This window comes from Streptomyces sp. Y7, assembly GCF_043195415.1.
GTDB lineage: Bacteria > Actinomycetota > Actinomycetes > Streptomycetales > Streptomycetaceae > Streptomyces.
Window position 1 is genome coordinate 1 of record NZ_JBIDDQ010000046.1, and the last position, 25,866, is coordinate 25,866.

20 protein-coding genes are annotated in these 25,866 nt (G+C 70.6%); 13 read left to right on the forward strand and 7 right to left on the reverse strand.

Annotated features, from left to right (window positions below; translation table 11 throughout):
* Positions 1–46: 46 nt before the first annotated feature.
* From ACGFW6_RS44295 to ACGFW6_RS44310, 4 genes are all read right to left on the reverse strand, one after another.
* Positions 47–1,120 carry an MBL fold metallo-hydrolase gene (locus ACGFW6_RS44295; protein ID WP_393523253.1) on the reverse strand — a complete coding sequence of 358 codons (1,074 nt, stop codon included), beginning with the start codon at positions 1,118–1,120 and terminating at the stop codon, positions 47–49.
* A gap of 132 nt (positions 1,121–1,252) precedes the next feature.
* Complete coding sequence (locus tag ACGFW6_RS44300) at positions 1,253–2,587, reverse strand: MFS transporter (RefSeq protein WP_393523256.1); 1,335 nt, start codon at positions 2,585–2,587, stop codon at positions 1,253–1,255.
* Between the two features lie 115 nt (positions 2,588–2,702).
* The gene (locus tag ACGFW6_RS44305) at positions 2,703–3,482 is read right to left on the reverse strand and encodes a class II aldolase/adducin family protein (RefSeq protein ID WP_393523259.1); all 780 of its coding nucleotides are present in this window, start codon (positions 3,480–3,482) and stop codon (positions 2,703–2,705) included.
* A 140-nt stretch (positions 3,483–3,622) separates the two neighbouring features.
* The gene (locus tag ACGFW6_RS44310) at positions 3,623–5,221 is read right to left on the reverse strand and encodes a PucR family transcriptional regulator (RefSeq protein ID WP_393523262.1); all 1,599 of its coding nucleotides are present in this window, start codon (positions 5,219–5,221) and stop codon (positions 3,623–3,625) included.
* 115 nt (positions 5,222–5,336) lie between these two features.
* Here ACGFW6_RS44310 and ACGFW6_RS44315 point away from each other — a divergent pair, with 115 nt between their 5' ends.
* From ACGFW6_RS44315 to ACGFW6_RS44345, 7 genes are all read left to right on the forward strand, one after another.
* Positions 5,337–6,347, forward strand: a complete 1,011-nt coding sequence (locus tag ACGFW6_RS44315) for a ketopantoate reductase family protein (RefSeq protein ID WP_393523264.1) — start codon at positions 5,337–5,339, stop codon at positions 6,345–6,347.
* A 9-nt stretch (positions 6,348–6,356) separates the two neighbouring features.
* A complete protein-coding gene (locus ACGFW6_RS44320; RefSeq protein ID WP_393523266.1) occupies positions 6,357–7,781 on the forward strand; it encodes a fumarylacetoacetate hydrolase family protein in 1,425 nt (474 codons plus the stop codon).
* Positions 7,778–8,704 carry a 4-hydroxy-tetrahydrodipicolinate synthase gene (dapA, locus tag ACGFW6_RS44325; protein ID WP_393523269.1) on the forward strand — a complete coding sequence of 309 codons (927 nt, stop codon included), beginning with the start codon at positions 7,778–7,780 and terminating at the stop codon, positions 8,702–8,704. The genes ACGFW6_RS44320 and dapA overlap by 4 nt, the downstream gene beginning before the upstream one ends.
* Before the next feature lie 2 nt (positions 8,705–8,706).
* Positions 8,707–10,188: a 5-carboxymethyl-2-hydroxymuconate semialdehyde dehydrogenase gene (hpaE, locus tag ACGFW6_RS44330; protein ID WP_393523272.1), complete on the forward strand. Its 1,482-nt coding sequence runs from the start codon at positions 8,707–8,709 to the stop codon at positions 10,186–10,188.
* The gene (hpaD, locus tag ACGFW6_RS44335) at positions 10,185–11,195 is read left to right on the forward strand and encodes a 3,4-dihydroxyphenylacetate 2,3-dioxygenase (RefSeq protein ID WP_393523275.1); all 1,011 of its coding nucleotides are present in this window, start codon (positions 10,185–10,187) and stop codon (positions 11,193–11,195) included. Before hpaE ends, hpaD begins: the two co-directional genes overlap by 4 nt.
* 103 nt (positions 11,196–11,298) lie before the next feature.
* Positions 11,299–12,459: a hypothetical protein gene (locus ACGFW6_RS44340; protein ID WP_393523277.1), complete on the forward strand. Its 1,161-nt coding sequence runs from the start codon at positions 11,299–11,301 to the stop codon at positions 12,457–12,459.
* Positions 12,456–14,030, forward strand: coding sequence for a ferredoxin (locus ACGFW6_RS44345; protein WP_393523280.1), 1,575 nt, complete (start codon positions 12,456–12,458; stop codon positions 14,028–14,030). Before ACGFW6_RS44340 ends, ACGFW6_RS44345 begins: the two co-directional genes overlap by 4 nt.
* A 34-nt stretch (positions 14,031–14,064) precedes the next feature.
* Here ACGFW6_RS44345 and ACGFW6_RS44350 read toward each other — a convergent pair whose 3' ends face one another.
* Together ACGFW6_RS44350 and ACGFW6_RS44355 are read right to left on the reverse strand one after the other, a co-directional pair.
* Positions 14,065–14,508, reverse strand: coding sequence for an ATP-binding protein (locus ACGFW6_RS44350; protein WP_393523283.1), 444 nt, complete (start codon positions 14,506–14,508; stop codon positions 14,065–14,067).
* Between the two features lie 50 nt (positions 14,509–14,558).
* On the reverse strand, positions 14,559–17,471 hold the full coding sequence (locus ACGFW6_RS44355) for an FAD-binding and (Fe-S)-binding domain-containing protein (RefSeq protein WP_393523286.1): 2,913 nt from the start codon (positions 17,469–17,471) through the stop codon (positions 14,559–14,561).
* Positions 17,472–17,689: 218 nt separating this feature from the next.
* Here ACGFW6_RS44355 and ACGFW6_RS44360 point away from each other — a divergent pair, with 218 nt between their 5' ends.
* Positions 17,690–19,303 (forward strand): PucR family transcriptional regulator, encoded by a 1,614-nt coding sequence (locus ACGFW6_RS44360; protein WP_393523289.1) that lies wholly within the window; start codon positions 17,690–17,692, stop codon positions 19,301–19,303.
* 7 nt (positions 19,304–19,310) lie between these two features.
* On the opposite strand, the gene ACGFW6_RS44365 is transcribed toward ACGFW6_RS44360, so the two are convergent.
* Positions 19,311–20,912: a helix-turn-helix domain-containing protein gene (locus ACGFW6_RS44365; RefSeq protein WP_393523291.1), complete on the reverse strand. Its 1,602-nt coding sequence runs from the start codon at positions 20,910–20,912 to the stop codon at positions 19,311–19,313.
* Positions 20,913–21,151: 239 nt separating this feature from the next.
* On the opposite strand from ACGFW6_RS44365, the gene ACGFW6_RS44370 reads away from it, so the two are divergent.
* Genes ACGFW6_RS44370 through ACGFW6_RS44390 form a run of 5 tightly spaced genes read left to right on the forward strand, consistent with a single transcriptional unit; the run spans position 21,152 to position 25,790 of the window.
* On the forward strand, positions 21,152–22,348 hold the full coding sequence (locus tag ACGFW6_RS44370) for an ABC transporter substrate-binding protein (RefSeq protein WP_393523293.1): 1,197 nt from the start codon (positions 21,152–21,154) through the stop codon (positions 22,346–22,348).
* 20 nt (positions 22,349–22,368) lie between these two features.
* Positions 22,369–23,202, forward strand: a complete 834-nt coding sequence (locus tag ACGFW6_RS44375) for an ABC transporter ATP-binding protein (protein ID WP_393523296.1) — start codon at positions 22,369–22,371, stop codon at positions 23,200–23,202.
* Positions 23,186–23,881, forward strand: a complete 696-nt coding sequence (locus ACGFW6_RS44380; RefSeq protein WP_393523298.1) for an ABC transporter ATP-binding protein — start codon at positions 23,186–23,188, stop codon at positions 23,879–23,881. Before ACGFW6_RS44375 ends, ACGFW6_RS44380 begins: the two co-directional genes overlap by 17 nt.
* On the forward strand, positions 23,878–24,738 hold the full coding sequence (locus ACGFW6_RS44385) for a branched-chain amino acid ABC transporter permease (RefSeq protein ID WP_393523301.1): 861 nt from the start codon (positions 23,878–23,880) through the stop codon (positions 24,736–24,738). The genes ACGFW6_RS44380 and ACGFW6_RS44385 overlap by 4 nt, the downstream gene beginning before the upstream one ends.
* The gene (locus tag ACGFW6_RS44390) at positions 24,735–25,790 is read left to right on the forward strand and encodes a branched-chain amino acid ABC transporter permease (RefSeq protein WP_393523304.1); all 1,056 of its coding nucleotides are present in this window, start codon (positions 24,735–24,737) and stop codon (positions 25,788–25,790) included. The genes ACGFW6_RS44385 and ACGFW6_RS44390 overlap by 4 nt, the downstream gene beginning before the upstream one ends.
* Positions 25,791–25,866: the final 76 nt, after the last annotated feature.

Below are 25,866 nucleotides of genomic sequence, written 5' to 3' on the forward strand. Positions count from 1 at the left end.
GGCCCCCCCCCCCCCCCCCCCCCCACGCCTGTGTGTTGAGTGCCCGTCAGCAGTCGCAGCGCGCCGTGTGCGGGGCGGTGGCGGCCATCGCCGTCGCCGTGGTGGCGGAGCCGGCGGACTCCTGGTCCAGCAGGATGCGGCCGTTGACCATGTCCTTCATGACCTTCATGAAGAGCTGGGTGTCGGAGGTGCCGACGACGAACGGGTTGTCGGCGCTGTCCGGCGCGCCGCGCAGTTCCTCCATGCGCTCCAGACCGTGGTCGCAGAACGGGTGGTTGCTCAGCTCGACGTCCACCGCGGTGCGCTTCATCCGGGAGCTGAAGTTCTGGGCGGAGGCCAGGTAGGTCCGCTTGTCCTCGGTGGCGGTGGGCAGTCCGGTCCCGCCCCACAGCATGGCGGTGTGGGCGGCGCCCTGCCAGTGGACGGGGAAGATCGGGGAGACGCTGCCGGGCGTGTGGCCCGGTGTGTGGTGGAGCGTCACCGTGGTGTCGCCGAGGGTCAGTTCCTGGCCGTCGGTGATGTCCAGGTCGCGGGTGGGCGCGTTGGCCTGCTTGCCGGCGGCGAGGGCGTCCCAGTCGGCCGGGGCCATCATGACGCGGGCGCCGTAGGTGTCGGCGAGGTACTGGGCGCCGCCGAAGTGGTCGCCGTGGCCGTGGGTGACGACGACGTACTTGATCGTCGCCGGGTCCAGGCCGAGGGCCTGCAGCCCAGGGACGAGGGTCCGCTGGGCGTCGGTGGGCGACGTCAGGGCGTCGATGAGGATGATGCCGTCCGAGGTGAGGATCGCCGTGGCGGAGACCCAGCCGATGCTCACCACCGCGACATCGTCGAATATCTTCAGCGGCTCGGGCGCGGTGGGGTGCGGAACGGTGAAGCCGGAGCTGAGCGCGGCGACGAGGTCCGTGAGGATCGGGTTGTCACCGCTCCGTTCGGCAGCCCGGTCGAAGTAGTCCTGTGCGGTGGAGGCGGCCGCAGTGTCCGCGGCACCGGCGAACTGCCCGCGCATCAGCGACGCCGCGCCGACGGTGACCGCCGCGGCGGTGCCGAACTGCCAGAAGCGGCGGCGCGTGAGGGACCTGTGGCGGGGGCCCTGGTCAGTGCCGGTCGGCAGGTCGTTCATGGAGGCTCCTTGCAATCGGGGACAGGGGACGGGCAAGTGTTTTCGGTTGCCGAAAACCGTCCCCCCGGCCTGTCGGCCGGAGGGACGGATGATAGGTCAACTAGCTGTGAGGAGCCGGTGAGTCAGCGTGCCTCAGGCGTTGACGGTGGCCTGCTGGTCCTGCCGGTCTGTCTCGGTGTCGCCGAGCGGGGTGTCCTTGCGGTCCTTCACGAAGAAGGAGGTGGCGAGGCCCACGACGGTGACTGCCGTGAGGTAGACGGCGACGGAGTAGACGGTGCCGGTGCTGGTCTCGAGGGCTTCGGCGATCATGGGGGCGAAGGCGCCGCCGAGGACGGCTCCGATGGCGTACGACACCGCGGCGCCGCTGTAGCGGACGGCGGTGGGGTACATCTCCGAGAACAGGGCGGCCTGCGGACCGTAGGTCAGTCCCAGACCCACGCAATACAGCATCAGCGCGAGCACGATCAGGCCGGTGTTGGCCGTGTTGAGCAGCGCGAAGAAGGGGAACATCCAGGCCAGCTGGATGACGAAGCCGATCTGGTAGACCCGGATGCGGCCGATCTTGTCGGACAGGATGCCGCCCAGCATGGTGCTGGCCAGCCAGACCACGGCGCCGACCATGACACAGATCAGGATGGTCGTCTTGTCGATCTTGAGGTGGTTGACGGAGTAGGCCTGGACGTAGCCGCCGGTGGTCATGTAGCCGACCGCGTTGTTGGCGGCGAAGAGCAGCGCACCGCCGATGACGAGCGGCCAGTGGCTCTTGAACAGGGCGGCGAGCGGGGTCTTCGCGTCGTTGCCGGTCTTCTTCAGCTCGGCGTAGACCGGGCTCTCCTCGACCTTGCGACGGATGATGAAACCCGCGGCGACGAGGCCGACGCTGAGCAGGAAGGGGATGCGCCAGCCCCAGGCCAGGAACTGCTCGTCCGTGGTGAGGGCGGTGATCAGGGCGAGGACGCCATTGGCCAGGAGCAGGCCCAGGGGGGCGCCGAGCTGGGGGAAGGCGCCGAACCGGCCGCGCTTGCCGGTGGGGGCGTGCTCCACCGCGATGAGGGCTGCGCCGCCCCACTCGCCGCCGGCGGACAGGCCCTGCAGGATGCGCAGGAAGACGAGGATGATCGGCGCGGCCATGCCGATGGAGTCCCGGGTGGGCACCAGGCCGATGAGGGTGGTGGCGGCGCCCATCAGCACCAGGGTGGCGATCAGCATGGCGCGGCGGCCGAGCCGGTCACCGAGGTGGCCGGCGAGAGCCGCGCCGACCGGCCGGAAGAAGAAGCTGATGCCGATGGTGGCGAAGGAGATGATCATCGAGTCTTCGCCGAATCCCTGGAAGAACAGCTGGTTGAAGACCAGGCCGGTGCTCAGGGCGTAGATGAAGAAGTCGTACCACTCGATGGTGGTGCCCGCCATGGCGGCGAGCGCGACCGTGCGGTGCTGGCGGCCGGTTGCCGTTGAGTGTTGGGACATGGCAAGTCCGATTCGTTGTCGGGTCATCGTTGGCCCGGAGCGGAAGGATGAGCGGTTGGGGAGTGGAAATCAAGGTGGGGGTGGCCGTCCGGGCACCCGGGTCGGGGCCGTGGGGTCAGACGGCGTAATCGGGGGCGATGCGGTCGATGCGACGGCGCAGCGCGGTGAACAGGGTCCGGCCCGCCTGGGTACGGTCGCCCATCTGGAAGGACTCTCTGGTCGAGCGCTCGGCCGCCTCCAGCGTCACCGGCATCAGCGGCTGGCCGGACGACTGGGCGGCGAGTTGGATCTCGCAGGCCCTCTGCAGCGTCCACAGCGCGGAGAACGCGGCGGGCAGCGCGGGGCCGAGCGCAAGGAGACCATGGTTGCGCAGGATCATCAGGTTCCGCTCGCCGAGGTTGGCCACGAGGCGCGGCTTCTCCTCCGGGTCGACGGTGACGCCCTCGAAGTCGTGGTACGAGACCATGTCGTGCAGCTGGGCGGCGTAGAAGTTGTCCGGGTCCAGCCCGCTGCGCAGGCAGGCGACACCGGTGCCGGCGGTGGTGTGGGTGTGCATGATGGCGTGCGCGTCGGGCCGATTGGCGTGGATCACCGAGTGGATCAGCAGACCCGCCTCGTTGATGGGCCAGTCCGAGTCGGACAGGATGTTGCCGTCGAGGTCGATCTTCACCAGGTTCGATGCGGTGACCTCGTCGTACATCAGGCCGAACGGGTTGATCAGCAGGTGCCCGTCCTCGCCGGGCACCCGCACGGTGATGTGGTTGAAGACCATTTCGACCCAGCCCAGGTGGTCGAAGATCCGGTAGCACGCGGCCAGTTCGAGCCGCGCCTGCCACTCCGCGTCACTCATGCCCACGGGCTTCGTCGTACGCGTCCGGGAATCCAGAACGGTCACTGCTGTGCTCCTTGATTGCATCACGGGCGTCGCCGCTGCGAAGAGGCGTGCCTCGGTGTCCAGGAGCATGGGCGTGCGAGTACCCGACAGCCAATGTCGAGACCGCCATGAAAAATCATCACGCACTGTTCGATCCGACATCAGGGTTGCGCCAGGGCGGCCAGCTCCAGGGTCAGCAGGAGGCGCCGCGTGGGGTCTGCGAGGGAAACTCCGAACAACTGCTCGGCTCGTCGGAGCCGCAACCGCAGCGTGTTCTGGTGGATGTGCAGCTCGCCGCTGGCCGCGACGACGTCCCCGAAGTACCGCAGATACGCGAGCAGGGTGGCCGCGTACTCGGTGGCGTGCTCGGCGTCGTGCGCCCGCAGCCGTTCCACGATGCCGGTGCGCAGCTCGGCGTCGCCGCGTACAGCGCCGACGAGCCGCCGCAGCACCAGCTCCGGCCGCAGGTCCTCGGTGCGGTACCCGCCCGGGTCCGCCCGCTGTTCCCGCAGGTGGTCGAGTGCGGCGTCGATGTCACGGCGGGCTCTGAGCAAGGACGAGAGTGCCCCCACGGTCGGCGAGCTGACCGCGACGAAAGGGCGGTGCAGGCTGTGCCGGGCCCGGTCGAGGAGGTGGTCGAGGAGGACGCCGGTGGACACGGGCCCGGAACCGGCGGTGGGCAGCAGGACGTAGACACGGTCACCGAGCAGCGCGGCCGCCGGTTCGTAGCCGAGGGAGCGGCTGTCGAGGACGGCGAGGTCCACCAGCCGCAGCAGAGCGGCGCGGCGCCGGGCGGCGGCCCCGGCGTCGGACGCCTCGGCGCCTTCCTCCCGTACGGCCTCGCTCATCCCGACCAGTACACCGGGGAGACAGACGCCGTCGGGCAGGTCGGTCTGGGCGGACCGGCCCTCCAGCGCAGAACGCAGGGCGCGGTCACGGCTCTCCTGCTCGGCGTCCACCTGGCGGCGCAGCGCCAGCATGTGAAGCGCCGCGACCCGGGCCGCCTCCTGGAGGGTGGGCCCGCACTCGGGGACCGGAACGTCGTCGGGGAAGGCGACCCACAAGGACCCCAGCACGTCCTCGCCCGCCCGGATGACCACGGCCATGCGCGGCAGGTTTCCGGGCCGCTGGTGACGTGCGACCGAGTCGCTCGTCCACACCTTCCGGTCCAGGTGGTCGGGGATCGCGTCCTCGGGCACCCGCCTGCCCAGGATGCCGCGCCGCCGCGTCTCGTCGATGGGCTGGTCGGGGAGGTTCGAGTAGGCCACGATGACCTGCTGGGTGTCCATGATCGCCACGGCTCCGCCGACGATCCCGGCGACCGCGTTGGCCAGGGAGAACAGATCGCCTCCCGTCGGCGAGCCGCTGCGGTCGGAGTCCGCCTCGCGCGCGGCCAGGACGGTGGTGACCAGGCGCTGGACCCGCGTCCACGGCATTTGCGGATTGATGGCCAGCACGGGCACGCCAGTGGGGCGGATCCGGGCCAGCAGCTCCTCGTCGACGGGAACGTCACACTTGACGGCGAGCGCGCACGAGGTGTCCGCCGCGGTGCGGAGGGCGGCGTCCAGCGCGTCGAGGTCCGCGACATCCACGCCGACCCCGAGCAGCAGGTGTCCGGACGCGGTCGCCCGCACCACCTCGTGCGAGTCCAGCAACTCGACGCCGGCGACCCGTGCTTCGGGCTCGGCGCCCTGCGACAGCACGCTGACGACGTCGTCCTGCAGAGCCTCGACCAGTTGCCCGAGGAGCATGGCGGTCATGCGTTGTCCTCCCGTCCGGGAAATAAACACGGATGTCGGAATCTACATCAGGAGGTACCCACGCGTGTAGGTGCCGACATTGCCGTGATCTGCGCCGCAGCGCATGCTCACTGCCATGGGACATCGGATCACCATCGTCGGGCCGGGCGCCGTCGGCGCCACCCTTGCCACGGCGTTCGCCGCGTCGGACGCCGCGGTCTCCCTCCTCGGCAGGCCGGGCCCGCACCTGGACGCCATCGCCGCGCAGGGGCTCGCACTGCGCGGGCAGCGGGAGGGAACCGCGCAACGGTACTGGTTCTCCACGGCGAACGACGCCGGACGGCTTCCCGTCCCGGATCTGGCCGTCCTCTGCGTCAAGAGCCAGCATCTGCTGTCGGCGGCCCGTTCCATCCGTCCGTGGATTGAGCGCGGCACAGACGTCCTCGTCGTGGCCAACGGCGTCCCCTGGTGGCTGCCGTCCACGGCAGAGGTCACCGGGGAGGACCCCGTCCTGCACTCGGTCGACCCCGACGGAGAGCTGCTGGACCTGCTGCCCGCCGAGCGCGTGATGACCGGCGTCGCCCACTTCAGCAGCAGCGTGGACGGCCCGGGCGAGGTGACACACGTCAGCGGTGACCGGCTGATCATCGGTGACCCGGCGGGCGGGATCTCCGAGCGTGTCACGAGGTGCGCCACGGCTCTCGCCGCGGGCCCGATCCGCCCGGAGCCCAGTACGGACATCCGTCGCGACATCTGGGAGAAGCTGCTGGGCAACGTCAACCTCAACCCGGTCAGCGCGCTCACCGGCGCCACCGTCCTGGACATCCTCGACACCCCGGACGTACGGCAGGTCTGCGCCGCCATGTTCGAGGAGACCGCCGCCGTCGGCGCCGCCCTGGGCATCAAGAGCGCCATGACGGCCGACGAACGTCTCGACTTCGCCCGCAGGCTCGGGGCTTTCCGCACCTCCATGCTGCAGGACGCCGACCGCGGCCGACCCCTCGAACTCGACGCCCTCGTCGGTGCCGTACGCGAACTCGCGCGCCGCACCGGCGTCCCCTCCCCCTCTCTCGACGCGGTGCACGGACTGCTCGCCCTGCGCGAGCGCGTCCGCGTCCGCGGCCACGCCCAGACGCCCGGCACCTGAAGGAGCCCCGTGACACACCCCTTGGGGATCTCCCCATCGAAGATCATCGCTGTCCATCTGAACTACCCCAGCCGGGCCAGGGAGCGCGGACGGGCTCCGGCCCACCCCTCCTACTTCCTCAAGCCGCCGTCGTCGCTGTCCGGCACCGACGAGCCGATCGTCCGGCCCGACGGCTGTGAACTGCTCGGCTTCGAGGGCGAGATCGCGCTCGTCATCGGCGCCCGCGCACGGCATGTGGCGCCGGAGGACGGCTGGTCCCACGTGCGCTGGGTGACGGCCGCCAACGACGCCGGCGTGTACGACCTGCGTTACGCCGACCGCGGCTCCAACGTCCGCTCCAAAGGCGCCGACGGCTTCACACCGATCGGCCCGCGGCTGCTGGACACCCGCCTGCTCAACCCCGCCGCCCTGCGGCTGCGGACCTGGGTCAACGGCGAACTGGTCCAGAACGACACAACCGACACGCTGCTGTTCCCCTTCGGCCGGCTGATCGCCGACCTGTCCCGCCTCGTGACCCTGGAACCGGGGGACGTGATCCTGACTGGCACCCCGGCGGGCGCCTCGGTGGTCTCACCCGGCGACGTGGTCGAGGTCGAGGTCAAGGGCGGCGGACTGTCGACCGGACGGCTGCGCAACACGATCGCCGCAGGGCCTTCCCTTGAGCCGTACGGGGCGATGCCCAAGACCGACCCGGCCGAACGGGACGCCGCCTACGGCACCGTCGGACCGCTGCTGGACCCCGAGCTCGAAGCGGGCCTGAAGTCGGTGGCGGTCGCGACCCTGAGTTCGCAGATGCGCGGCCGCGGCCTGCCCCACATGTCCATCGACGGCGTACAGCCGCTGCGGCCGGGCGCCGCGAACATGGTCGGCGTCGCGCACACCCTGCGGTATCTGCCCCTGCGCGAGGACCTGTTCAAGCGGTACGGCACCGGCATGAACGCCCAGAAGCGGGCGATCGAGGAGCTGCGCCCGGGACACGTCCTCGTCATGGACGCCCGGCGAGACCCGAGCGCCGGGACCATCGGCGACATCCTCGCCCTGCGAGCGGCCAAGCGGGGCGCTGCCGGAGTCGTCACCGACGGGGCCGTCCGCGACAGCGCCACCGTCGCCGACCTGGACCTGCCGGTCTTCGCGGCCGGCAACCATCCGTCCGTCCTGGGCCGTCGGCACGTTCCCTGGGACACCGGCGTGCCGATCGCCTGCGGCGGCGCCCTCGTCCAGCCCGGCGACCTGATCGTCGGCGACGCGGACGGCGTGGTCGTCGTCCCCCCGGACCTGGCCGCCGAGTTGGTCGCGGACTGCCGGGAGCAGGAGCGGCAGGAGCGCTTCATCGCCGAGCAGGTCGCCGCGGGCGAGAGCATCGACGGCCTCTATCCGCTGGGCGCTGCCTGGCGGGACGTATACGAGAACTGGTGCAAGGGAGAAACACAGTGAAGTTCCGCAGCGACCCGTCCTCGATCCGGGGTTCGATCGCCCCGGTCGTGACGCCCTTCACCGCCGAGGGCGCGGTCGACCACGACAGCCTGGCCGGGCTGATCCGCTTCCAGTTGGAGAACGGCACACACGGCATCTCGCTGGGCGGGTCCACCGGTGAGCCGAGCGCGCAGAGCGTCGCCGAGCGGATCGCGGGGATGCGGACCGCCGTGGAGGTGATCGGGGACCGGGTGCCGTTCATGCCGGGCACCGGCTCGCACAAGCTCGACGAGACCTTCGAAATGACCGCCGCCGCACAGGAGTTGGGTGCGGACGCGGCGCTCGTCATCACTCCCTATTACGCGCGGCCCACGCAGGAGGCCCTGTACGAGTGGTACGCGACCGTGGCCCGGGAGTTCCCGGACATGCCGATCGTCGCCTACAACGTGCCCTCCCGCACGGCCGTGGACATCGCGCCGGAGACGGTCAGGCGGCTGTTCACGGACTTCGACAACTTCGTCGGGGTCAAGGAGACGACCAAGGACTTCGAGCACTTCTCCCGTGTCCTGCACCTCTGCGGACGGTCGCTGCTCGTGTGGTCCGGGATCGAGCTGCTGTGCCTGCCGCTGATGGCTCTGGGCGGCGCCGGCTTCGTCTCCGCCGTCGCCAACCTGGCGCCGAACGCGGTGGCGCGGATGTACGAGCTGTGGGAGGCGGGCGAGTTCGACGCGGCCCGTGACCTGCACTACCGCCTGCACCCGCTGGTGGATCTGCTGTTCGTCGAGACCAACCCGGCGCCGGCGAAATGGGTGCTCGCCCAGCAGGGCCGTATCTCCTCCGCGCACGTCCGCCCGCCGCTGACGTCGCCCACCGAGGCCGGTCTGACGAAGATCCGCGCGCTGCTCGCCGAGGGCGGCGACCTCACCGCACCGATCGGAGCCTGACCATGACCATCGAGAACCTGCCCTCGGACATCCGGCACTGGATCGGCGGCGAACTGGTCGACAGCGCCGACGGACGCACCTTCGACGTCTCCGACCCGGTCTCCAACACCGTGTACGCGCAGGCCGCGCGCGGCTCGGCGGCCGACGTCGACCGTGCCGTGACGGCGGCGCGGGCCGCCTTCCCCGCCTGGTCCGGGATATCCAACCGGGAGCGCGCGAACGTGCTCTACCGGATCGCGGACGCGGTCGAGGCGAGCCACGAGCGGCTGGCCGCCTTCGAGACGTACGACACGGGTCTTCCCATCACCCAGGCGAAGGGGCAGGCACGCCGTGCGGCGGAGAACTTCCGCTACTTCGGGGACGTGATCGTCGCCCTCGGCGAGGAGGCGTTCCGGCAGGGCGAGGACCAGTTCAGCTATGTCGTGCGCACCCCGGTCGGGGTCGCCGGGCTGATCACGCCGTGGAACACCCCCTTCATGCTGGAGAGCTGGAAGCTGGCCCCCGCGCTCGCGTCCGGCTGCACGCTCATCCTGAAGCCGGCCGAGTGGACCCCGCTGTCCGCCTCGCTGTGGCCGGAGATCTTCGCCGAGGCCGGTCTCCCGGCGGGCGTGGTGAACATCGTGCACGGCATCGGCGAGGAGGCCGGCCAGGCGCTGGTCGACCACCCGGACGTGCCGCTGATCTCGTTCACGGGCTCCACCGACACCGGCCGGCACATCATCCGCTCCTCGGCCGAGCATCTGAAGACGACCTCGATGGAGCTGGGCGGCAAGTCCCCGGCCATCGTGTTCGCCGACGCCGATCTCGAAGCCGCCCTGGACTCCGTCCTGTTCGGTGTGTTCTCCCTCAACGGCGAGCGCTGCACGGCCGGTTCGCGGGTCCTGGTCGAGCGTCCGGTGTACGAGGAGTTCACCCGCCGCCTGGCCGAGCGGGCGGCGAACGTGCGGGTCGGTGAGCCCGCCGACCCGGCCACCGAGGTCGGCGCGCTGGTGCACACCGAGCACTACGAGCGCGTCCTGAACTACGTCGAGATCGGCAAGAAGGAGGCCCGCCTGGTCGCCGGCGGCACCCGCCCCGACCACCTGTCCGAGGGCAACTACCTCCAGCCGACCGTGTTCGCGGACGTCGAGCGCGACGCCCGTATCTTCCAGGAAGAGATCTTCGGACCCGTCGTCGCCGTCGCCCCCTTCGACACCGAGGCCGAGGCGATCGAGCTGGCCAACGCCACCCAGTTCGGCCTGGCCGCCTACATCTGGACCTCCAACCTCAAGCGCGGCCACCGCATTGCCCACACCGTCGAGTCCGGCATGCTCTGGATCAACTCCCACAACGTCCGCGACCTGCGCACCCCCTTCGGCGGGGTCAAGGCCTCCGGCGTCGGCCGCGAGGGCGGCGCCCACTCCATCGACTTCTACACCGAGTCCAAGATCGTCCACGTCGCGCTCGGCGACGTCCACACGCCCCGCTTCGGAGCCACCTCGTGACCGCCCCGCACCCCGACGCCCCGGACGTCATCCGCTCCGCGTACGCCCAGCTCGCGGTCACCGACCTGGCCGCCTCCCGCTGGTTCTGGGTCGACATGCTCGGCTTCCACGTCCAGTACGAGGACGCCGGCACCCTCTGTCTGCGCGGCACCGACGAACTCACCCACCACTCCCTGGTGTTGAGGAGTGGTGAGCAGGCCGCCCTGGACCACATCGCCTACCGGGTCCGCACCCCGGAAGACGTGGACAAGGCGGAGAAGTTCTTCACCGAACTCGGCCGCCCGGTCAAGCGGGTACCGCAGGGCCGGGGCACCCCGGGGGTCGGCGACGCCGTCCGCGTCATCGACCCACTCGGCTTCCCCGTGGAGTTCTTCTACGACATCGAGCGCGCCGAACGTCTGATCCAGCGCTACGACCTGCGCCACGGTGCCGAGGTCGCCCGCCTGGACCACTTCAACATCTGCACCCCCGACATCCCGGCCGCCTACGCGCATTACCAGTCCCTGGGCTTCGGCTGCTCCGAGACCATCGAGGGCGACGAACACGAGCTGTACGCGGCGTGGATGTACCGCAAGCAGACCGTCCACGACGTCGCCTTCACCGGCGGCGCCGGGCCGCGCCTGCACCACCTGGGGGTAGCCACCCACGAGTCCCACCAAGTCCTGCGAGCTGCCGACCTGTTCGGCTCGCTGCGCAAGGAGCACCACATCGAGCGCGGCCCGGGTCGGCACGGCGTCTCCAACGCCTTCTATCTGTATCTGAGGGACCCCGACGGTCACCGGGTGGAGATCTACACCTCCGACTACTACACCGGTGACCCCGACCACGAGACCTACCGGTGGAACGTCCACGACGATCGCCGCCGCGACTTCTGGGGCAACGCCGTCATCGAGTCCTGGTACAAGGAGGCCACCCCCGTCCTCGATCTGGACGGCGCCCTCCTGCCGGTGACCGACGGCCTGCTCGACGAGTCGGCCGTGCAGGTCGGCGCCGACGGTCTCGGCTGATCGTCGGCCCGGCGGGGCAGCGCCTCCCCACCCGTATCGCCCCGCCGGGCCGACTCCCCTCGCACCGCGTACGTCTTCGATCTGAGTGGCACGGAGGCCCCTCTTGCCCTTCAACACCGCCGAGCATGCGCGGTTCTCGCGTCCGGTGGCAGTGGTGGCGTCGGTGGTGTCCGTCGTCATCGCCCTTGCTCTCATCCCCGCGACGGCCGTGGACGCGCTGCTCGGCTTTGCCGACTTCTGGTGCGGTGTGATCGCGCTGATGTCCTTCACCGGGGCGGTGGTGTGGGGGCAGATCTCCATCGAACGGCGCGTTCTGACGCCTCGTCACCGGCTGTGGGCGCAGGCGGTGCACCGGGCCATGGGCGTCCTCGGCCTCGGCTCGCTCGCCCTGCACGTCGCCGCGAAGATCGTCTGTGGTCAGGCGTCCCCCGCGGCCGTGGTGCCGTTCGCCGAACCGCGCGGGCGGTTCCTGGTCGGGCTGGGCGCGCTGGCCCTGTATCTGATGCTGGCGGCGGCGGTGACGGGCGCGACGCGCAGCGCATTCGTCGAGCGGCAGCACCCCAGGCGGTGGCGGTGGCTGCACGGCGCCGCCTATCTGGGTTGGGCCTCGTCCCTGGTGCATGGTCTGAAAGCCGGACGACCCGTGTCGACGCCGTGGGTGACGGTCGGCTACGGGGCCTGTCTGCTGGCCGTCGTGGCCGTGTTGGTCTGGCGCGCGGTCCGGCCCGCGTCGGCCGGGCTCCGGCCGGCGACGACACCGCTGCTCGGGCCCGGGCGCGGGCACCGGCGCGCGGGCCGGACCGGTGGCGACAGGCGGGCGGGCCGTAGGCGTAGGACGGTCCCCACGTCGGCACGGCTCGAACCAGCCGTGCCCCCGTCCCGGCCGCAACCGGCAGCGGAGCAAGGGGCCTCGCAAGAAGCCGTCGTGCTCCCCTTCTCGCCACCGCTCCGATCACCGCATCCGCAGCCAGGGGCACGGGGTCGGATACCTGCGCCGCGCCCTGCCCCGGATCTCCCTCACACGTGGACGGGCGCACCGCTGCAACAGCCCCGACCCGTCGCCCCCGCACACATGCCGCATCCCGTTCGGCAGCCGCAACTCCCGGATCCCGTCACCCCCGTACACATGCCGCGCCCCGTCCCCGCTCAGGATCTCCAGTCACGGCAAGGCACGCCCGTCGACCAGCCCCACGACACCTGGCAATCCACGTCGGCCCAGGACAGCGCCGAGATGCCCACGTCGTTCACAGGCCGACGCTGGTGATCCCGCTGTTCGCACAGCGCCGCGCACGCAGTGCCGCTCCCGAGCCCGCTGTGGCCGTCCTGTCCCTCAGCCCAGGCGCCGCACGTCTGACGGCAGGTCTGCACCCGCGACGCTCCCAGCAGCGCCTGGACCACAGCGCCCACCTGTCGGCGCACGGCCCGCTCCCCGCCCCCGGCGAACTCCGGCTCCGTGAACTGCACGCGCTCACCGAGCAGATCGCCCTGCGCAAGCAGGGCGGCACAGGCCTCCCCTTTCACCGCACACTGCGCTCCGTCATCGACGCCACCCGGCGGCACGGACTGCCCGCTGCCGTCGTCGTCAACGCGACACGGGGCGAGCCACCGAGCCGCAAGGACGAGATGCTGCTGCGCCGTGCGCCTCATCTGGTGCTCGACGGCGCTCTGCTGACGGCGGCCGCCCTCAACGCCCAGCAGGTGGTGATCGGAGTCTCCCATCCGGCGGCGGAGGCGGCGGTCAGAGCCGCGGTCGCCGAACGGCAGCCACGTCAGCGCTCCCGGAGATCCCCGGTGCGCGTCGTGCGGCTGCCCGAGCGATTCGTCACGGGAGAGAGCGACGCCCTCGACCGCGACCTCGCAGGCGTGCCACCGGCCCCGACCGGCCGCAACGGGCGCCCTTCGTACGCGGGCCTCGCCGGACTGCCGACACTGCTCTCGAACGCCGAGACATGGGCGCAACTCGCGGTCGCGGCACGGACGGGCGCGGCACGCTTCGCCGCTGTCGGGGAACCGGGGCAACCGGGAACGTTCCTGGCCACGGTGACCGCGTACACCGCCGGCAGCAGACGGCTCGCGCAGACCGTGGTGGAGGCGCCTGTGGGAGTCCCGCTGCGCGTCCTGCTGGAACGGTGCAGAACCGACGTCGGCCAGGCCGTGCTGATCGGCGGCTACCAGGGAGCCTTTCTCCCTCGCCGGGCGGCGAACACCGCGCTGATGTCGCGCCGCGGTATCGAAGCGGCAGGGGCCACATTCGGTGCGGGCGAGGTGGTCCGGCTGCCCGAGGAGACCTGCCCGCTGGGAGAGACGGCACGGGCGGCGCACTGGCTGGCGGCGGAGGCGGCCGCACAGTGCCGGCTGTGTTTCCGCAGACGGTCGGCGATCGCGACGGCCCTGGACCACGTCCTCCACGGCGGAGGCACCGCGGCGATGGACCGGCTGCGCGGACACCTGACCGCGGCCCGGGGCCCGGGTGCCTGCTCCCACCCTGACGGGTCGGCGCAGTTCGTCGTCTCGGCGCTGTCGACCTTCACCGACGACCTCGCGGCGCATGCCCGGGGCAGCGGATGCGGGCGGCGGGCGGCGGGGGCATTGCCCTTGCCGGACGGGGCGCAGGTGACGGGGGCGGCCGACAGATTCGCGTTGGACTGGACGCTGTGTGACGGCCACGGGCTGTGCGCGGACGTGGTGCCGCAGCTGATCCAGCTGGGTCCCGACGGCTACCCGGTCGTGTCCACGGCTACCATTCCCCCGTATCTTGCCGCCCGGGCGAAAGCCGCGGTGCGACGGTGCCCGGCGCTGGCTCTTCGTATCGAAGGAAGCCTTTCCGACCGGTGATTGCGCCTGCGCTCGGGCATCCGCGCCGGACTGCTCAAAGGCGCAGCTGCGGGTGCGCTCGTGTGCGTGACCGCCGGGCAGTGGGGCAGTCGTCGAGCCGAAGCCAGGCCCGGATGCGCCAACCGGCCTCGCCGCGATCCGTCCTGACCTCGTCGGACAGCGTCTCCACTATGCCCAGGCCCCACCCGTGTTCGTCCTCGTCGAGTTCGAACTGCGGTACGGCGGGGCTCCTGGGCGCGCCGGAGTCGGCGACCTCGATCCGCAGCACCGCCCTGTCCAGTGACAACAGGACCGACAGTTCCGAGCGGCCGTGCCGTACGGCGTTGGCGGCCAGCTCCGCGATGACCAGCAGCGCGGCGTCCTTCACATCGACACCTATCGCCCAGGTGTCCATCCTGGTGGAGGCCCAGGCTCTGACCGAGGCGACTCTGCAGGCCTCGGCGGGCACCGCCAGTGCCGCGCTGCTGTGCGCTTCCATGTCCAACCCCTAGGGAAGAGGTGCCGCTCGACAGAGGCGGCGTTACCACGTCACGGCCGGGTGGCGCGCTCCAGCTGCTGGATGACCGAGGTGTACGCCGCGCCGGTGGCGTGGTGGAGGCCGATCTCGCAGGTGCGGTTCGCACTGAGATGGGCCTGTGCATCGAGTTGCCTGACCTCTTCCGCCTCGGGCGCGGTGGCGCTCTCCGTCAGTTCCCGGTGCAGGAAACCTCGGTCGCCGGCGAATCCGCAGCAGGATTCGTCGATCGGCTGGACGACGGTGTCGGCGACGGCCTGTGCCACGGCCTTCAGGGCCGAACCGTGGTCGGTCTGGTGCATCGAGCAGGTGGTGTGCACCACGGCGGTGGAGACCCGGTCCGTCACCGTGAGGTGCGGCAGCAGTTCCCGCTGGGCCCAGTCGACGGCGTCATGGATGGTCAGCCGGCTGTGGCGGTACCGGTGGGCCGGGCTCAGGTGGGGCACCACGTCGTGCAGGGCACCGAGCGAGCAGGAGGAGGCGTCCATGACGACCGGCAGCCGTCCTTCGTCGCTCCATCGCCACAGCCGGTCCACGAGCACGGCCGCCATGGCGTCGTGCCCCTTCTCGTAGCCCTTGCTGTGCCAGATGGTGCCGCAGCAGGTGCCTGCCACATCGTCGGGGATCCACAGCGGCCTTGCGGCCCGCTCCGCGAGGGTGACGAGGGCCTGGACCACTGTCGGACCGCTCTCGCCGGAGGGCACGCCGAAGATGCGGTTTACACAGGCGGGTACGTAGACGGCGTGCGCCTGCTCCCGTCGGGTGGCGGGCAGCCGTTTCGGGGCGGCTTCCGGCAGCTCGGGCAGCCAGGCAGGGATCTGCTCGGCGCCCAGCACGCCGCGTGCCACGGAGGTGACGGCACGCAGCGGGGCGTCACCGGCGACGTCAGCGGTGCGGCGGGCGACGCCGACGGCGAGCCGGGCAGCCCCCTCCAGACCTGCGAAGTGCCGTGCGGCCCAGGTGGCGGCTCGCTCGGCAAAGGGGCTGTGCTGGGCGTGCCGCAGCTTCTTCATCGCGGCGCCGGTGTCGATGTTGACGGGACAGCTCACGGCACAGCTGGAATCGCCGGCGCAGGTGTCCACGGCGTCGTAGGCGTAGTCCTCGGTGAGGGAGAGCACGAGCGGGGAGTCGGCCCGGTGGCGGGCCATCTCCCGCTGGAGCACGATGCGTTGGCGGGGCGTGGTGGTCAGGTCGTGGCTGGGACAGGCCGGTTCGCAGAAGCCGCACTCGATGCACGGGTCGAGGGCCGCGTCGATCGGGGGCAGTGCCTTGAGGTTGCGGACGTTGGCGTCCGGGTCGTCGTCCAGGATCACGCCTGGGTTGAGGATGCCGTGCGGGTCGAGGGCGGCCTTGAGCCGCCACATGAGTCCGACGGCGACGTCTCCCCACTCCTGGAGCACGAACGGCGCCATGTTGCGTCCGGTACCGTGCTCGCCCTTGAGCGCGCCCTGGTAGGTGTTCAGCACCAGGTCGGCGAGATCCTGCATGCAGGTGCGGTAGCGGCTCACGTCCTCGGGCGAGGAGGGGTCGAGCATGAGCGGGAAGTGCAGGTTTCCGGCGGAGGCGTGCCCGGCGATGGGCGACGCGAAGCCGTGGGACTTCAGAAGCAGAAACAGATCGCGGGCGGCGTCGGCGACGCGGTGCGGGGGGACGCAGACGTCCTCCACCAGCAGCACCGTGCCCGGCGGGCGGGTGCTGCCGACGGCGGTGAGCAGGCCCTTGCGGACCCTCCAGTACCCGCCGGCGGTGGCCGAGTCCTGGGTGAACTCCCCCACCACGGGGACGGGTGAGGCGGCCAGCACCGCCTCGGCGCGCTCCTGCTGGGCTTTGAGGTCGTCGAGATCGGCGGCCCGGAACTCCACCAGCAGGGCGGCGTCCTCCGCGTCCTCGGTGAGTTCGCCGAGCCAGCCGGGGGCTCCCAAGACGGTGGAGGTGGAGCGCAGGGACGGGGCGTCCAGGAGCTCCACGGCATGGGCACCGGCCTCGACCAGGGGCGGGACGAGGGCAGCCGCCTCGTTCAGCCCTGGCAGGCGCAGCAGCGCGGTGGAGTGGTGGCGGCCGAAGGGCACGGTGTCGAACACGATCTCGTCGAGGAAGCCGAGGGTGCCCTGGGAGCCGACCATGAGCCCGCGCAGGATCGCGGCGGGGGTGTCGGCGTCGAGGAAGGCGTCCAGGCGATAACCGTTGGTGTTCTTGATGGAGAACTTGGCCCTGATGCGGTCGCACAGCTGCTGGTCGGCCTCAAGTTCCTTCTTGATGGCCAGGAGCTCACGGACGAGGGCGGGTTCGGCCCTCGCGAGGCGTTCGTCGGCGTCGGGGGCGGCGGTGTCCACGACGGTGCCCGAGGCGAGGACGACGCGCAGGGAGCGCACCGTGTGGTAGGCGTTGCGCACCACTCCGCACGACATCCCGCTGGCGTTGTTGGCGACCACACCGCCGAGGGTGGCGGAGGCGCTGCTGGCGGGGTCCGGGCCGAGCATCCGGCCGTGCCGGGCGAGTTGCGCGTTGGCCCGCGCGATCACGGTCCCCGGGCGGGAGCGCAGCACCCGGCCGTCCTCCTCGACCACGGCTCCGGCGAAGTGCCGGCGCACATCCACCAGGATGCCCGACCCCTGGGACTGCCCGTTGAGGCTGGTCCCCGCGGCACGGAAGGTCACCGGCAGGTCGTGGCGGGACGCGAAGCCCAGGACGGCCGCGACATCCGACGCGTCGCGCGCCACCACGACCACGCGGGGCACATAGCGGTACGGGCTCGCGTCGGAGGCGTAACGGGCGAGATCGGTGGCACGGGCGAGCACCTGCTCCGGGCCGACCACGGCGGCCAGCCCGTCGCGCAGCCACGGCGGGGTGCCGACGGGGGTGTCGTCCACTCCCCCGGCAGCACGACCGGTGGGCAGCGCGGCGCGCAGCCGAGCCAGCTTCTTCATTCGTCTCTCCTGGGTGTGTACGTGCGAACCCTCGGCCGGCCGTCAGCGGTCGCGGGCTCGCGCAGCGGCCGAGCGCCGAGTCGGACTCACGGGCCTGGGCCTGCGTCCTTTCGAGTCTGTCTCCGGGGCTTGACTGCTGCTATGTTGAGTTCACTCAAGAGCGGGGGCTTGAGTGAGGGAATAGCACAAAGGCGATAGGCCCCAGCCAGGAGGGGAACATGGCCCGAGCAGGCACAGGTGCCGGGGAACGACCGGTCGGCGAGGGAACGGCCTCGGCCACCCTCGCCTCCCTGCTGAGCGCGGTCGGCGACACCCTGCTCAGACCGCTGGAGGTGCCCTTCGGCCTGGACGTCCCGGTGGACGAGCTGGAGATCCTCGACCCGCCGCACCCGATCGGCGCAGTCCCGCACACCATGCTGTTCGCGATCGGCACCAACCCCACCTCCCGGGAAGCCGAAGCAACCCTCAGCGCGGCCGCCAAGGCCGAATACACCGCCCTGGTCGTCAAACTCCACGGCGAGGACCCGGCCGTGTTGCGCTCACTCGCACGCGAGCAGGGCATCGCGCTGCTGGCGGCGGACGACGAAGTGAACTGGCGCCATCTCGACAGCTTGCTCTCCGCGGTTCTCTCCACCCGCTCCGGACAGGGCACCGCGGGCGACGACGGGGAATGGGACGACCTGTTCGACCTCGCCAACGCGACCGCCGCACAGCTCCACGGTGCGGTGGCGATCATGGACGATCGTTACCGGATCATCGCGTACTCCACGATCTCCGGTCAGCCCACCGACGAGGCCCGGCGCCAGGGGATTCTCGGCCGGGAAGTACCCCAGGCCTTCCGGGCCATGCACGCCGACCCCCGCTTGCGGCAGCGGCCCCAACCCGTGCGGTTCACCGGGCACGGAGCCCTGCCCCGCGTGGCTGTCGGCATCCTGGCCGGCCGCGTCGTGCTGGGCTCCCTCTGGGTCATCGACGCCGACCGCAGCCTGGGACCGGAGGAGGAGCGGACGCTGCAGGACGCCGCGGACCTCGCGGCGCTGCGTCTGCTGCGGCACCGCAACTCCCGGGACATGGCCCGCAGGGCTCGTGAACAAGCGCTGCGCGGCGCGCTCCTGGGGGAGGACCTGCCCCACACCGGTCCACTCGGCTCCCACGGCCCTGGATTCGTCGTCGCCGCCTTCGAGCACGCGGAGATGGACAGCGATGTCAGCGAACCCGAGATGGCCCACATCATCGAACTGATCACCAGCTACGCACAGGTCCAGCACTTCAGGGCGAGCACCGTCCAACTCGACGGAGTGGTCTACACGCTGCTGCCCGCCGACCCGGCCACGTCCGGCTCGGTGGGGGGAGAACTGGCGCGAAGCGTCCTGGAGCGCATCCGGGTCATGCTGGGGGTGCGGCTGCGTGCCGGGATCGGCGGCCACGCACCGACCCTGTCCGCGGTGCAACGCTCACGCCAAGAGGCCGACGCCGCACTCGGCGTGCTGGCCCACCGCGGACAGGACCATGCCGTAGCGGACTTCCAGGAGGTACGCGCGGAGTCGTTCTTCCTGCGGCTGCGCGCGGATCTCGACGCCTTCGACGAGGTGCGGCTCCTCGGACTGGAGGCGATGCGGCAGCACGACGCGCTCAACGGCACTGAGTACACGGGCACCGTCTACGCCTACTTGCGGTGCCTGGGCGACAGTGCCCGAGCGGCGGCCGAGATGTACGTGCACCCGAACACCCTGCGCTATCGCATCAAGCGAGTGGGTGAGCTCTTCGGCATCGACCTGCAGGACCCCGACGAGGCCCTGCTGCTCTGGCTCAGGCTGCGGCTCCAGCACTGACCGCGGGTCACGGTCCGACCCGATGCCCGGGTTGCTCGCGCAGCCGCAATTGCAACCACAGCACCAGGGCCAGATCGGGATCGGTGAGATCGAGGTGAAAGAGTTCATTCACGCGCCGGATGCGGTAGCGCAACGTGTTCGGGTGGATGAACAGGCGCTCGACGGTCCGGGCGGTGTCGCCCACACACTCCAGATACGTCTGGACGGTGGTGGTGTAGTCAGTGCCGTTGCGTGCGTCGTGGTCGAGCATCTGGCGCAGGCCGGGCAGCGGGATGAAGTCGTTGTCGCTGAGGCGGGAGCGCAGCCGGAGGAAGAAGGACTCGGCGCGTACCTCATGTACGTCGGCGAAGCCGTGGCTCGCTGAACGGTGGGCGAGCACCTGGAGCACGGTGTCGGCGTCCTGGCGCGAGTCGGGGACATCGGCCAGGCACCCGACGTGACTGCCGACGCCTGCCCGGATCGGGACACCGAGGAGGGAATGGATGCGGTCCACGACGGCGCCGGCCAGGTCGCGGGCTTCGTCCGGCCCGGTGGGCAGCAGCGTGTAGATCACGTCGTCCAGCTGGACCGTGGTGGCCTTGGAATGGGACAACCGGGCGTAGTTCGTGATCAGTTCGGCGATCTGCACGACGCTGCCGACCGCGTCACCCTGCTCGCTGTCGGCGATGTCGAAGCCGACGACGACGAAGGTCTGGGCGCGGCCGAACACGTCATCCTGGGTGGGCCCGTGGCCGCGCAGCAGATTGCGCAGGGCCTTTTCCCGGATTCGACGGGGGACATCGGTGGAGTTGCGGTACTTGAGCAGGTGAAGTGCGGCCAGCCGGGTCGCCGTCGCCAGAGCGTCGGCCGCGCGGGCGTCCAGCGATCCGGTTTCGTCGATCGCCCAGACGGAGCCGAGCACGTTGGGGCCGGCCTTGATGGCCATGGCCAGCCGCGGCAGGGCACCGGGGTTGACGATGTGGATGGGGCCGTCGCTGTGCCAGACCCGCGGGTCGGCGTGCGGGCGGCGGAACTTCTCCGGCACGTGACGGCCGAGGATGCCCGCCTGCCGGACTTCGTCGATGACCTGGCCGGGCACCGTGGAGTAGGCCAGCACGCTCTGCTGTGTGTCCATGATCGCGATGGCGCCGCCGACCTGGAGCGCGGCGGCGTTGGCCAGCGCGAAGAGGTCGCCGAGCTCGACCTCGTCCGCCGACGACGTACCCGAGTTGCCCTGCGTGCCGATGACGGCGGAGAGCAGCGCGTCCAGATGGCGCCAGCTGACCCGGTCGTCGGCGGCCAGTAGGGCGATCCCGCGGTCGCGGGCCAGGCGGCGCAGTTCGTCGGTGTCCTCGCCGTGCACCTTGACGACCAGACCCGCGCAACCGGCCGCGCCGGCCAGGCGAACGGCGCGGCGCGCCTCGGAGGAGCCGGGACGCAGCCCGATGCCGAGCAGGAGGGTGCGCGGGCCGTCCGCGTCGGGCTGGGCAGGGTCGAGGATCTCCGGTTCACTCACCGGGATGTCCAACCCGGCCGGGGCCTCCATCAGGGTGAGCACCGTGGTGCCCACCGCTGCCAACAGGGAGCCGAGGGTGGCCGTGCCACCTTGCGGATCGCTCGCTGGTGCCATCGACATCATTGTCTCCTGGCGTTGTGTATTTGCACCAAATCTACTCACCCGGCTGAGAGATTTCACCATGGTGAACAGCAGCGGCTGTGGCCATTCTGGACGGGTCCCAGCGGTCGGCGTTACGGGAGTTGAACACGTCAAGCTGGCTCCCAGGAGGTTCCGTGCCCGTACTCCAGGCCGTGGTGACTTTCGTTTCGGGGCGGCGGCGGTGTGGACACCCCGAAGTGGAGGGCGTACCCATGCGAAAGACCAGCAAGTTCATCGCGCTCTGTGTGACAGCGGCCCTCGGCGTCGCCGGCTGCGGTGATTCGTCCGGCGGCAGCTCCGACGACGGGCCCATCAAGATCGGCCAGATCGCCTCTCTGACGGGGAACTACACCCCGCTCGGCCAGAACAACAAGCTCGGCGCGCAGTTGGCGGTCGATCAGATCAACGCCGCGGGCGGCGTCCTGGGCAGGAAGCTGAAGATCACGGTCAAGAACGACGAGAGCGACCCGCAACAGGCCATCGCCGCCTTCAACAGCCTCGCCACCGAAGGCGCCGCCGCGTTCATCGGAACTCCCTTCTCCAACGCGGCACTCGCCGTCCAGCCACTGGCCAAACAGCGCAAGATTCCCTACGTCTCACCCGCCGCCGCCGACCAGCAGGTCGAGCCGCCCTCTCCCTACGTCTACATGACCCCGCCCACCGCGGGAGTCGTCGGCGAGCAGCTGCTCAAGTACTTCAAGGCGAGCGGCATGACCAAGATGGCGGTCGCCTACGACACCAAGAGCTCCTTCGCCACGACGGGCTGGGACAAGATGAAGGCGAAGGCCGCCGAGTACGGCATCGACTTCGTGGCCACCGAGACGTTCACCACCACCCAGACCGACTTCACCGCGGTGCTCCAGCATGTGCGGGGCAGCGGCGCCAAGGGCCTGATGGTGTGGGCCACCGGCGCGCCGGCGGTCATCCTCACCAAGCAGTACGCCGCCGCGAGCATGGGGGACATGAAGCTGGTCTTCAGCCACGCCGAATCCAGCTCGCTGTTCATCGAACCGGCGGGCGCCGCGGCTGAGGGCATCATCGTGGCCAGCTCGCTCGGCACCATCGGCAACGACCTGCCGGATTCCGAACTCAAGGACTCCGTGGTGAAGATGGTCGAGCCGTTCGAGAAGGCCAACGGCGACTACCCGCCCGGGTTCGCCTTCGACAGCTACTGCGCCGTCCAGCTCATCGCGGCGGCCATCCAGAAGGCGGACAGCACCGATCCCGAGAAGATCGCGGCCGCGCTCGACGAGCTGACCCTGCTGACCCCTCAGGGCACCTACAAGTACACGCCGAGCGACCACGCGGGACTCGGACCCGACCAGGTCGCCATCAACACCGTCACCAACGGAAAGATCGTCCCGACCGACTGGACCAAGCAGCAGCTCCAGACGAGCCTGTCGCAGTGATCCGGCGGGAGGCCGAAGACATGCTCACGACCGAGAACCTGTCGCGTTCCTTCGGCGGGGTGTTCGCCGTGGACGACGTCACGATGTCGGTGTCGCAAGGCGAACTGCGCGGGATCATCGGCCCCAACGGGGCGGGCAAGTCCACCCTGTTCAACCTGATCGCCGGTCATCTGGCGCCCAGCCACGGCCGGATCACCTACCGCGGTGAACCTCTCGCGGGCGTGGCACCGCACCGCCGCGCCCGCGAGGGCATCGCCATCGTCTTCCAGAGTGCCCGGCTGTTCCGCGGCATGACCGCCCTGGAGAACGTCATGGTCGGGGCCAACGCCCGGACACGGCACGGATTCGCCTCGGCCGCCCTCCGGCTGCCGGCGCACCGACGAGAGGAGCGGCTGATCGCCGAGCGCGCCGAGGCGGCGCTGGCGCGGGTCGGCCTGACCGACTTCACCGACGTCCCGGCCGAGTCCCTTCCGCTCGGGCAGCAGCGCCGGTTGCAGGTGGCGCGTGCGTTGTGCGGGGAGCCGGCTCTGCTGCTGCTCGACGAGCCGGCGTCGGGGCTGCGCCAGGCCGAACGCGAGTCGCTCTCCGACCTGTTCCACGACCTGCACGAGGAGGGCATGACGATGCTCCTCATCGAGCACGACGTCGGCTTCGTGATGAACCTCGTCGACCGGATCACCGTCCTCGACCTCGGCAAGGTCATAGCCGAGGGCACACCGGCGGAAGTGAGCCGCGACCCGCAGGTCATCTCCGCCTACCTCGGCCAGGAGAACAGCGGCCAGGAGGACGGCGCTCAAGGGAACAGCAGCCCGGAGAACAGCGATCAGGAGAACAACAATGCTCCAAGTCGATGACATCGTCGCCCGCTACGGGTCGGCGACCGCCCTCGACGGCGTCAGTCTCCGGGTCGACCGCGGCGAGATGGTCGCCCTGGTCGGCCCCAACGGAGCCGGCAAGTCGACACTGATGAACGCCCTGTCCGGGATCGTGCGGCCGGCCGGCGGCACGATCCGTCTCGACGGCCGGCTCGCCCACGTGCCGGAGGGCCGGCAGGTCTTCGCCGACCTGTCCGTGGAGGACAATCTGCGGCTGGGCGCCTGGCGTTCCCGCAACCGCGATCCACGGCGCATCTACGAGATCCTGCCCCGCCTCGCCGTCCTGCGGCGGCGACTGGCCGGGACGCTGTCCGGAGGGGAGCAGCAGATGGTGGCGGTCGGCCGGGCACTCATGGCCGACCCCGACCTGCTCGCTATCGACGAACTGTCACTCGGACTCGCGCCCCTGGTGGTCGCCGACCTGGCGCGCCATCTGAGGGAACTCAACTCCGGGCAGGGCACGGCGATCCTGCTCGTCGAGCAGAACGCCCGGCTCGCCTTCGACCTGTGCGCGCGGGCCTACGTGATCGAGTCGGGACGGATCGTCGCGGAGGGGTCCAGCGGGGACCTGGCCCGCAGCCCGGAGGTCGCGCGCGCCTACCTGGGCGGGATCACCAGCACCGGTTCGCCGACTCACCTGGAGAACTCGACCCCATGAGCTCTTTCCTCGCCTATCTGGTGTCCGGCATCGCGCTCGGCTGCACGTTCGCCCTCGTCGCCAGCGGCTTCGTGCTGATCCACCGGGTCACTCGCGTGGTCAACTTCGCCCAGGGCACGTTCGCCGTCTTGGGAGGGATGGCCACAGCGCAGTTGCTCAGCCACGGCCTCCCGCACGGCCTTTCGGAAGCGGTGGCCCTGGTGGCGGCGGCCGCGCTCGGTCTGCTCATCGGATCCATCGCGATCGGCAGGCCGGGCACCCCGCCGCTGGCATCGGTCATCATCACCCTGGGCCTGTCCATCGGCGCCTACGCCGCGGAGATCATGCTCTTCGGTGATCAGCCGCTGTCATACACCATGGCCGATGGCTCGGCTGATTTCTGGGGCGCGCACGTGCAGTGGCAACGGTTCGTCATCATCGGCGTCACCCTGGTCAGTTATGCCGTGCTCGCCGTGTTCTTCGCCCGTACCTACGTCGGCAAGGCACTGACCGCCTGCTCGTCCAACCCGTACGCGGCCCGGCTGTCCGGCATCAACCCCACGCGCATGGGCCTGCTGGCATTCGCCATCGGCGGCCTCCTCGGGGGGCTCGCCGGGATCCTGATCACCCCTGTCCAGCCCCTGTCCTTCGACTCCGACGCCCTGCTGGCCGTCAACGGCTTCGCGGCGGCCATCTTCGGTGGTCTGATGCGCTTCGGGACGGCGCTGCTCGGCGCGCTCGTGCTGGGCGTCTCCGAGTCGATGGTCGGCGGCTACATCAACGCGTCCTACGAGATCGAGGTTGCCTTGGCGCTCATGCTCGGCATCATGGTGTGGCGCGCGGCCCGCACCCCGGCCATGGCCGAGGAGGCGGTATGAACCGCCGACTGACACCCGCCGAGCTGGTGGGCACCGGGCTCGCCGTGGTGGCCGCCGTCGTCACCGCGGTACTGCCGCTGTTGCTGGACACCCCACAACTCACCATCTACACCGAGCTGTTGCTCTCCGCCGTGGTGACCGCCGGGGTGTCCCTGTTGCTCGGCTACGCCGGGCAGATCTCCCTCGGTCACGGAGCGTTCTACGCCGTGGGCGCCTACACCGCGGCGCTGATGGCGATCCACGGCCAACCGACCCTGCTCGGGCTGGCCTGTGCGCCCGTCGTCGCCGGCCTGATCGGTCTGCTGGTCGGTGTGCCGTTGCTCCGCCTGCGCGGGCACTATCTCGCCTTCGCGACGCTGGCGTTCCAGCTCATCCTGCTGGCGGTGATCGGACAGGAGGAGTGGCTGGGCGGGGATATCGGCCTTAGCGGCATCCCCGCCCTCGGGATCGGCTCGCAGGAGATCTCCGGGTACCGGGGCTACGCCTGGGCGGCCTGGCTGGCACTGCTCCTGGTCATGCTCCTCACCAGGAACGTCGTACGCTCCCGCCCCGGCCGGGGCCTGCGGGCGCTGGCCACCAGCGAGATGGCGGCGGCCTCCTCCGGGGTGCCGGTGGGACGTTACAAGCTCGCGGTCTTCGGCCTCTCGGCGGCGTTCGCCGGGCTCGCGGGCGGAATCTTCGCCTTCTTCATGGCGTACCTCGCCCCGGGATCGTTCGGAGTGCTGCTGTCCATCCAGTTCGTCGTCATGGCCGTGGTGGGGGGCCTCGGAACTGTGTGGGGACCACTGGTCGGTGCCTCGTCCATCACCCTGCTGGTGCAGTGGCTGAACGACGTCGGCTCGCAGCCGGGCATGCCCGCCCACGCTCCGCAGGTGTTCTCGTACGCGGTCTACGCACTCCTGCTGGTGCTCGCCGTGCTCTTCCTCCCGCGGGGGCTGGTGCCCGCAGGGGCCGACGCGTTGCGCCTGCTGACACGCCGGTTCGCCCGGCAGCGGCCGGACGCCGAAGCAAGGGAGGAGCCCGTACCGGTTCCACAGGGGCCGCGTACGTGAACGGGGCGGGGGCTGCGTGCCTGAACGGCGTGGGGGCCGCGTGGCGCGCGGCCCCCGCCCCACCACGACGTGACGG